Origin of the sequence: Paenibacillus cucumis (ex Kampfer et al. 2016), from assembly GCF_019748695.1 — a bacterium.
GTDB lineage: Bacteria > Bacillota > Bacilli > Paenibacillales > Paenibacillaceae > Paenibacillus > Paenibacillus polysaccharolyticus.
The window spans coordinates 42793-52247 of record NZ_JACLIC010000011.1 but is presented as its reverse complement, the minus strand read 5'-3'; the positions used below and the strand labels follow the sequence as shown (position 1 = coordinate 52247).

Genomic DNA, 9455 nt, shown 5'->3' with positions numbered 1-9455 from the left:
GCCAGGATCAAACTCTCCAATAAAGATGAATTCCGTCAGCGTCGTTAAACGCTGTGAAACTCATCGGGGTATTGAAAAGAGCGATAAGCTCATTTTGAATCTGACGAGATTAAAAATCTCATTTGTTCATTCTGCAAGCAGAATGTTTACTCACTCGTTGTTCAGTTTTCAAAGATCAAACTTGTTCTCGCTACCGAAACCAGTTCGTTTCAGCAACTCTTATATAATATCATGTCCGAACCAACTTTGCAAGCTTTTTTTTCAAGTTTCTTTCGAAGCTTATTTTCATTTGCTTGCCGCACCATGTAAGCTGTGTTTTCTTGGCCGGAATAAGAATATACCACGTATCGACTCCACTTGTAAAGTTTTATTTATTAATTTCAGTTATCCACTTTTATCCAAATGAATATCAAGCTAAAGATTAGCACAGTCTATCACTACCCTCACTCTCCACCAACTGTAACCGACCAATCATCATTAGATAATAAAGACACCTACTCATAGAAAGAAACCCTTTCAAACTAAGCGTCTGAAAGGGCTCCTACGTGCATTCCTTTTATTGAAATAACTAAGGTGAATCATAAAGAGTAAACCACAGATACCTTACCTACCTAGTACTCACCTTACTTGCGCTCTACCTTATATCCTTTATCCTCTAGCAACTTCACAACCCCGTGGTCCCCTAAATAGTGTGCTGCTCCAACTACGATAAAGTACTCTTCGCCTTTGCCGTTTTTTAGGTAACCATCGATCTTGTCGGCCATACCGATATTGCGGTCTATCAACATCGCTTTGTTATACTCTTCATCATCGGAGAAGGTGTTGGTCAACTCCAGCAATTGCTCGTCATTACCTGTTTTCCACATCTCAGCCATCTGATTCGCGGAATTGTCCAGTACATCGAAGTTATCGATTGTGGAACGCAATGTTTTTTCCTGTAATTCTTTTGAGAAATTATCGAACATTCCTAATTGAGACTGGTAGGATTCAAGTTCAATGACAGGGATTTTACGCTCAATCGCTTTTTGAATAAAATACAAATCTACACCGGACGCTGCTTCCAGTCCAACTGATGACATCTTCAGACTTCCCAGCGTAGTTTCCACCACCCAAGGCTTAAATGCATCAAACGCATTAGGCTCTAACCCCTTTTTCTTCAAAATATCACCAAGCTTGCTGTATGTCTCACTGGAAATATGATCCTTCAACGTTGTGCCATCCTGATATGAACCCAGACTTAACACCAACTTCTGTTGCTCTTCGTCTGCCGCTTTACTCAGATCTATTTCTACGCCAAGATAGTCAGCTTCAGCAAACGCCTCTTCAAATTCAGGACGCAATGGATAAAAACTTTTGTCTGCTACATGCATCGACCCTACCAAATATACGGTATTGCCGTTATTCTGCACTTCCCACATGAAGCCGCGTCCACCGTTTTGAGCGGTTTCAACCGTGCCGTCACCCTTGGATACGAGCAACACAGTTCTTGTAGCCTTATCCCAACGAACCTCATACCCTGCGGCATCGCCAACGATACGAATTGGTGCGTAAGTAACACCATTGATGCGAACAAGTTTGCTTTTCAGCGTTATGGTCTTGCCATTGACGATTGCTGTGATACTGTCATCGGTTGTACCCGCCAGTTTGGCATCAAGTGCATCTAGCGTTGTACGGAGTGGAACGAGAGTCGTTCCTTTTTCAACAATTGGTGCACCCGCAGTGTATGTAACAGCTTTATTATCGATTTTAACAGCCGTGTCTTGCGGAGCAGCCATTGCCGGAACTGCTGATGCGAGCAATCCTACTGAGACGGTAAGAGATAAGAGTACGCGTTTCCATTGCTTCATATATTATGTATTTCCCTTCTTCTTCTAATTTCTACACTTTTGATGTAGACAAAGATCAACGAGATCACTTTCACCTTCTATATTACGTTCTAATGTGAAGTTCGTTCCAGAAAATTTTCCAAATATTCATAGATTACTATAGTTTATAAAAAAAGCCCTGGCTTTAGCCAGGGTTTCAAATGGTTTTGTTATGTACCTTTTCACGACGGATTCGTTTTTTGATAAGCATGCATTGCCGTTTGAAATTGATCTAACGCCTCCTGATATTTAAGACGATCTTTGTCGTTCGCTGCAAGTTGTTTTCTCATAATTAAATCGTCCTGCAATCGTTGTACCAGGTCTTTGATCTGATCATTTGGATTTGATTTGGCTGGTTTGGGCAAAGCCTCCGTTCCGGTCTGCACGGTCAGTTCTCCTTTACTATCCACCTGACCGATCGAAACTTGGCTTAAGGTCAGATCTAGCTTACGCAGTTCTTTTTTGACCCAATCCTCACTCACTGCAGCAGAATTTAAAGTTTCAGGTAGAATGCGACCATCCATAATGATCGTTCGCGGTTCCTTTTCCGAAGAAAGACGATACCCCAACATGTCCGCGGTGAGAGGTTGATATTCCTTTTTTAATAACACACTAATATCTCCGCTCTGTTCCATTACCGCAAATTCCACATCGGCCACCCGAAAAACATCTTTCTTACGAAGCTGTTCCAAAAACTCATCAATCGTCAGTCGTTCCTTTTTCAGATTTTTCTGAATAACAGCTCCATTTTCAACAAGGATCGTTGATTTTCCATCCACAATATCTCGAAACTTTTTACTTTTCATCGTTAGGTACTCTGCACCTGCCGAGAAAGAAACCCACACCAGCACAGCAAGAAAGCCCAAATACCAGCTTGTGTCGGTATCCAAAGAGATGTAACCTACCAGGTTCCCGAGCGTGATACCCGTTATATATTCGAACAAGGAGAGTTCAGAGATCTGCCGCTTACCTAAAATCTTCGTAATGAGAAACAGCATAGTTACCGCAGAAATCGTTCGTATAATAACCTCTAACCAATCAGGCACGTCGCATGCTCCTTTCCGAATGAAGTCCATATTCCTCGGATGACATAACTTCATTATTAAAGGTTATAATTAACATGCGCGTCAGATTGTATGCATTGGAATGTTCAGTTTCTTGGCAATCTGATAGACCATCTACTTTTTTATCTTACTTGTCCAAGATGATATGAAATTTCTTTGGATGTCTCTAAAATTTTGTCGATCATAACACTCTTCTCTTCCTCTTTATACAGGCTCAACGGGATTGCGAAAATAATGCTTCCGACTACATTGTGCGCGGCATCAAAGATAGGAGCACCGAATCCGATCGACTCATTTTTACGTTCACTGAACGTATAGGAGTATCCTTCACTTCTGATCCTCTCGATCTCCACCATAATTTGCTTTGCTTCATCTAATGGCACACCTTCCTGATTTAATACTTCCTTAATCTGATCATCTTTTAAAAATGCTAAAATTGCTTTCCCGCTGGCTCCAATATGAATGGGTTGAAGCACTCCGAGCTCTAAGCGATACTGAAGAATGTTGGAACTATGAATACCTAAAATGAATGATAGCTTCTGATACTGCTCTTGATATTGTGCCAAATACACGGACTGTCCCACTTCATGCGACAAGGTTTTAAGGTAAGGTTCAGCTACGGATTTCAATCCAAAATTAGCACTAATAAATGATGAAAGTCGTACCCACTCATTCCCAATCGTGTACTTATTCGTTTCGGGGATAGTCTGTAAAATGTTCTCTTCTTTTAATGTCTTTAAAATACGGTGTATGGAACTAGGTGGACTTTCCAGATATCGTGCAAGATCATTGACTCCCCATACCGCTTGTCCATCAATGAAAGCCTTCATAATGGTTAATGTTTTCAAAGTTACGTTAGATTTATTGGTCATTAATAAGGCACCTTTCATCGTTAATCTTTATCTTGATTATAATGTAAGCGTATGCTACTATTCCAATCATACAACACACCCATTCCACATTCAAGAACACCATTCCATTATACGGAATGATAATTCAATTCTAATCATTAAGTTGAATGCCATTCCATATAGTGGAATGATAGGGTGTGCACACATCAGGGGGGACAATATGAAAATTCACTATGCTTGGGTCATTTTTTTGGGATGCTGTATTATATCCTTCGTTGGTTTCGGATTAACAATCAATACAGCCGGTTTATTCTGGGGAGGGATGAGCACAGATTTAAATTTGACGCGTGCTGAAATCGCTCTCAACGCAACCTTTGGCGGGATTGCCGGTGCAGTTTCTTTATTGTTTGCTGGTACAGTGTTTAAAAAGGTCAATACCAAACTGCTGCTCAGTCTGTCTTTCGGAATAACAGGCCTTTGTTTTATAGCATGTTCATTCATTCAAAGTGTCACTCCTTTCTACGGGATCAAAGTAGTCTTGGGAGTCGTGCAGAGTATCTCCATTGTGATCTCCATCCCTATTTTGCTCGGTAACTGGTTCGAGAAGAAGCTGGGGATTTTGTTTGGAATTACAGGTGCGCTGACCGCTGTCGGAGGCTCGTTCTTTAATCCGATAATCAGTCATCTTATTCTTGAACATGGATGGAGAACAACTTATATCATCGTAGGCATTATATGTCTTGTCGTGCTTTTACCGACGGCCCTTCTGATGAAATTCAAACCTGAAAACGGTTTGCTTCCTTATGGTGCAGAAACGAATCATACAGCAGCTGAATCAAATCAAGCAGTCAACAATGTGGAAGCGAACGGTCTGTCGATAAAAGAGGCATCCCGCACACCTATCTTTTACAGCTTTATCATAGCTATTATCTGTTTTCAGGCAGCTGGCTCTCTGGCACAACATGTACCGGCACTTATTCAAAGCTTAAACTTCAGTTTACAAGTAGGTGCAAGTGTGATGTCCGCCCTGCTTATTGGAGCCGCCATTGGTAAACTGCTTATGGGCTTTATGTTGGATCATGTTAAACCCGTCATTGTACTACTTATTTTCACGCTCCTTGGAGCTTCTGGATGGTATAGTACAGGCGTATTCAACAATGTAGTCTTTTTGAATGGTTCTGGATTTCTGAGCGGGATGGGACAAGCCATCGTACTTACTGCAATCCCTCTATTGATTCGTGGATCTTTCGGAACGAAAGACTATAGTCAAATCCTTTCTATTATTCTCATGTTCGGTGCATTTGCCAATGCTGTTTCTGTATATATACATGGATCGATGTTTGATCAAACCCATTCCTACTCAGCCTCATTGATTTTGAACGTGGTAGCGTATACAATTGGTTTCCTTTGCCTTGCATTTGCTATTCAATTCAGAAAAAGAATGACCACATAATAAATTCGTTAGAAGGTGTAAAAAAATGAGATCATTCCAAGTAAATCCCCAATGGGAAGGTTTAACTAAAACGATCGAACAGGAAAACCCACCTTGCAAATATGAAATCCACGGTATGAGTGAAGCCATGGTTTCGATGCGAGATGGCGTTCAGCTTCATACTAGGATTTACCGGCCTAATCAAGGTGATTCTTGGCCATGCATTCTCGTACGTAATCCCTATCCCAATAACCAAGACTTGCTTGAAGCAACCTATACACAATTCGTCAGGCATGGTTATGTTCTAGTTATTCAATCCTGTAGAGGAACAGGACTTTCCGAAGGGGAGTGGTCTCCCTTTGTGAATGAACGTGAAGATGGCATTGATACATTGGAATGGCTAGTCCAGCAATCTTTCCAAAATGGAAACATTGCACTCTTCGGCCAATCGTACTGTTCATTTACAACCTGGATTATCGCTGATTCGTTTCCTAAAGAAGTCAAAACCGTATTTCTAGATCTTTTTGGAGTGGATCGCTACGGACAGATGTATATGAACGGTATGTTTCGGCATGACATATATACGTCCTGGGCGTTTGCGAATTCCGGGGTTGAAACGACGACCGATGCAGGCGAGCTGTATCAAGACTCTCTCAGCATTCTGCCTCATAACCAAGCAGACGAGAAACTTTTGGGCCGTACCCTTCCCTTCTACCAAAGCTATATTTCAGAGACGAGCCTTGAATCAAAATACTGGCAGGATGGAATATGGGCAGAGCTGTTAAATATTCCTGCCAAGATCAATATTCCAGTGTTTATGGTAGAGGGATGGTTTGACCATCATCTGGAGGGAGCCTTCAAAGGCTACAACCTGCTTCAAGATCACGTAAAACGTAAAAGCAGATTTGTAGTCGGCCCTTGGGATCATGTCGGGAATTCACCAGGTGAACGAACGTATCCTGATGCTAACCTTCTGGGAGCTTTTCGAATAAAAGCGGCCTTGGAATGGTTTGATATACATTTAAAAGGGAACCCTGGCACATTCAGCCCAATTTCCTTTTATCGTATTGGAGCTTCTCGGTGGGAAGAACGTCAGTCCATAACGGATCAGGATACAACCTGGCGTTTGTACTTTTCAAATAATCCTGAACAGCAACTAACCGACAAGCCATCGCAACCGTCAACAGTGAAGTATGTATACGACCCTTCCTCCCCCGTACCTACCCATGGAGGAAGTGCCTTACTCGCATGGATCATGCCTTCGTTTAAGGGTGCACCACATGGTAGTTTGGCCCAACCTGACTTTTCTGATCGCCAAGATGTCCTGAGGTTTGACTCTGCTGTACTGGATGAAAATACACAAATAACAGGCGGTATTAAAGTGTGCTTAGAGGTTAGTACAGATGCGGAGGATACGGCTTTTAGTGTGAAGATCTGCGAGGTATTTCCGGATGGTCAAAGTTTTAATATCGTCGATGGCATAACTTCTCTGAGATATCGGAATAACATTGATCAACCCGTGGATTATACACCCAACCAACCTGTACAGGTCATTATAGAGATGTGGCCAACAGCGTGGGAACTGCAAAAAGGTTCTTTTATTCGAGCAGAAGTATCTTCTTCTAATTTTCCTGCTTACCATGTACATTCCAATGTGAAAGAACCTTGGGCTTCCACATCCAAATACAAGATTGCAGCTCAGACCCTATATACAGGCTCTAACTATTGTAGTTATATTGAATTCCCTAAATAGATTGTATTTTTAAAAGGAATGCAGTCTATTTAGCAAATCGTGCTTGCTTTAATTAATCGGATCAATTCATCAAATCAAAGATAAATAGGTGCCACTCCATTGCCGAGTGGCACCTATTTCAGTTACATGTCCCATCCATTTTGAAAATACATTCACTAATTATGACTCCCAGAATCCCATCATTTGATTTCACCTTATAAAAGGTTATAGTTTATCGTAGGAGATAAACGTTGTTAGTGATATTAATTCACGTACTACTATGTAAGATGGTGCTTCTATGTTCTGTCTCACTTTATCATATTACTCGTATGGGGTGACTAACCATGAACAAGCAAGAACAGGTTATGCTGAATTTCAGGGACTTATTTAACAAGTTAGTCTGGATTAATAAATCGAAGATGGAAAGCAGTCTTCAAGGGTACAAGCCTTCTGAAGTCCATTGCATTGAATTTATAGAGAAAAATGTAGATTCCAATGTAACCAAGCTGGCGGAGTCCATGTATATGACCAAGGGCGCTATAAGTAAATTAACGAAGAAACTCATTGAAAAAGGCCTGATCGAAGACTATCAGAAAACGAATAACAAGAAAGAAGTCTTTTTTAAACTCACCCAGCAAGGCAGAGTCGTATTTGACATTCACGAGAAACTGCATAAAGAGTTTCAGGAAAGAGATGAATCCGTATTCAAGCATGTAACGGAAGAACAATTCGATCACATGCTGGACTTCATTGAACTGTACAGTAAACATTTGGACACTGAAATAAAGAAACAAGGTTTAGATATAATGAAGTGAAACAACTATAAATTAAGAATAAAACCAAGAGCAACCTTCTCTAAAGAGATACGGATGCTTTTTTTACACCTTTTTTATTGTTGACAAGGAAACAAAATGTAGATAAACTTTTAGTTGACGAGGAAACAATATTGATTAAAGGAGTGTAATATGCGTACAAACAAAGTAAAAGAAACCGGCATACCTAGACATATCCTGATTACCGCTTGGGCCATTGCTCTTGGAGCAATCGCTCCTATGTTAGATTCTACAATGGTGAATATCGCTGTAAGTCAACTCACAAAAGATTTTCATACCACATTAAGCACCATTCAATGGGCCATTACAGGATATATTTTAGCCCTTGCGATTGCAGTTCCGGTATCTGGTTGGCTTATGAATCAATTTAATAGCAAAAAGGTCTTCATTGGAGCGGTCATTGCTTTTGGCGTAATCTCTTTACTAATAGGTGTTAGCTGGGATATATCCAGTTTTATCTTCTTCCGTTTGCTTCAGGGATTTAGTGCCGGAGTCATTACCACCCTCATGTTCACCCTCTTGGTTAAGACAACCGGACAAGAGTACTTAGGCAGAGTCATGGCGATTGTAAGCACTCCTATGATCTTTGGTCCTATTTTGGGACCCATCCTCGGAGGGTTCATTGTTCAAGTCGCATCTTGGCCGTGGATCTTTTTCATTAACGTGTTCGTTGTATTGATTTCTGCACCATTAATGATCAGAAAGATTCCAAACTACGAGCCTTTTAACAAAGAGAGCAAGCTCGATCTATTTGGAATTATCGTTTTATCCATTATGAGCATAGCTTTAATATACGGAATCACCAAAGCAACGGATTATGCCACTTTCAACAATCAGGAGACCATCTTGTGGATGGGGATAGGCCTCGCTTCGGCTCTCTTATATCTCGTTTATAATCGTATTAAAATGAATCAAACCGTTCTGCCCCTGAATTTGTTCACCCATAAGAACTTTGCAGCCTCAAGTGCCGGGCTATTCTTCGCAAATATCGCCATCATGGGTCCGTTGTTAATACTCCCTCTGTTCTTTCAAACCTTTCGACACTTCACAGCCATTGAAACAGCCGTTGCACTCATCCCTCAAGGCGTTGGTATGCTGATCACCCGACCTTTCATTGGAAAAATGATCGACCGCATTGGTGCAAAATATGTGCTGATCGTCAGTCTTTTCCTTTCCCTTATTGGGTCCATTCCTTTTATCTTCATCACAGATCATACAAGTATGATCTGGATTTCAGTAATCTTATTTATTCGTGGTGCCAGCGTTGGGGGCATTAGTCTTCCATTAATGAGCGAAGCGTACACTGGACTAGGCAGCAAGCAACTTCCGGAAGCGGGTGTTGGGATAAATATCATTGAAAACCTCGGTTCAAGCTTCGGCTCAGCCATTATTCCGACGGCTGTTGCTACAGTCATACAAGGCTTGCATCCAACCATTGCAAATCAATTGCAGGCGTACCATATCGGTTTTCTTATAGCCGCGATCATTCTGGCACTGATCTTTATCCCCGGCCTGTTTCTTACGAATAAAAAGAAGGTGCCCCCTCTTTTAGAGTAGCACCCATTCTTTCATCCAACGTTAAAACGAATCCAGGCTAACACCAAAAGAAGAGGGCTGCAGCCATCTTTGCTAAACTTTGAGAAAATCCATCACTTCTCGTCCAAGATGAATTACTGAA

At 41.2% G+C, this 9455-nt stretch carries 7 protein-coding genes; 4 read left to right on the top strand and 3 right to left on the bottom strand.

From position 1 onward, the window contains the following. Window positions 1–623: 623 nt before the first annotated feature. From H7T88_RS07970 to H7T88_RS07960, 3 genes are all read right to left on the bottom strand, one after another. Window positions 624–1847, bottom strand: a complete 1224-nt coding sequence (locus H7T88_RS07970) for a TraB/GumN family protein (RefSeq protein WP_154892206.1) — start codon at window positions 1845–1847, stop codon at window positions 624–626. Window positions 1848–2047: 200 nt separating this feature from the next. After that, window positions 2048–2911, bottom strand: a complete 864-nt coding sequence (locus tag H7T88_RS07965) for a DUF421 domain-containing protein (RefSeq protein ID WP_154892205.1) — start codon at window positions 2909–2911, stop codon at window positions 2048–2050. 140 nt (window positions 2912–3051) lie between these two features. Next, window positions 3052–3819, bottom strand: a complete 768-nt coding sequence (locus tag H7T88_RS07960; protein ID WP_154892204.1) for an IclR family transcriptional regulator — start codon at window positions 3817–3819, stop codon at window positions 3052–3054. 181 nt (window positions 3820–4000) lie between these two features. On the opposite strand from H7T88_RS07960, the gene H7T88_RS07955 reads away from it, so the two are divergent. The 4 genes from H7T88_RS07955 to H7T88_RS07940 all read left to right on the top strand — a co-directional run bounded on the left by H7T88_RS07955 (window position 4001) and on the right by H7T88_RS07940 (window position 9334). After that, on the top strand, window positions 4001–5233 hold the full coding sequence (locus tag H7T88_RS07955) for an MFS transporter (RefSeq protein WP_154892203.1): 1233 nt from the start codon (window positions 4001–4003) through the stop codon (window positions 5231–5233). A gap of 25 nt (window positions 5234–5258) precedes the next feature. Then, window positions 5259–6965: a CocE/NonD family hydrolase gene (locus H7T88_RS07950; RefSeq protein WP_221787981.1), complete on the top strand. Its 1707-nt coding sequence runs from the start codon at window positions 5259–5261 to the stop codon at window positions 6963–6965. Between the two features lie 323 nt (window positions 6966–7288). Further along, on the top strand, window positions 7289–7759 hold the full coding sequence (locus H7T88_RS07945) for a MarR family transcriptional regulator (RefSeq protein WP_154892201.1): 471 nt from the start codon (window positions 7289–7291) through the stop codon (window positions 7757–7759). 150 nt (window positions 7760–7909) lie between these two features. Beyond that, entirely contained in the window at window positions 7910–9334 is a 1425-nt protein-coding gene (locus H7T88_RS07940) for an MDR family MFS transporter (RefSeq protein ID WP_221787979.1), read from the top strand. Window positions 9335–9455: the final 121 nt, after the last annotated feature.

Bases quoted from the DNA above. Each gene is read 5' to 3' on its own strand.
- H7T88_RS07950 (WP_221787981.1), top strand. From the start codon at position 5,259: ATGAGATCATTCCAAGTAAATCCCCAATGGGAAGGTTTAACTAAAACG.
- H7T88_RS07955 (WP_154892203.1), top strand. From the start codon at position 4,001: ATGAAAATTCACTATGCTTGGGTCATTTTTTTGGGATGCTGTATTATA.
- H7T88_RS07970 (WP_154892206.1), bottom strand. From the start codon at position 1,847: ATGAAGCAATGGAAACGCGTACTCTTATCTCTTACCGTCTCAGTAGGA.
- H7T88_RS07940 (WP_221787979.1), top strand. From the start codon at position 7,910: ATGCGTACAAACAAAGTAAAAGAAACCGGCATACCTAGACATATCCTG.
- H7T88_RS07960 (WP_154892204.1), bottom strand. From the start codon at position 3,819: ATGAAAGGTGCCTTATTAATGACCAATAAATCTAACGTAACTTTGAAA.
- H7T88_RS07945 (WP_154892201.1), top strand. From the start codon at position 7,289: ATGAACAAGCAAGAACAGGTTATGCTGAATTTCAGGGACTTATTTAAC.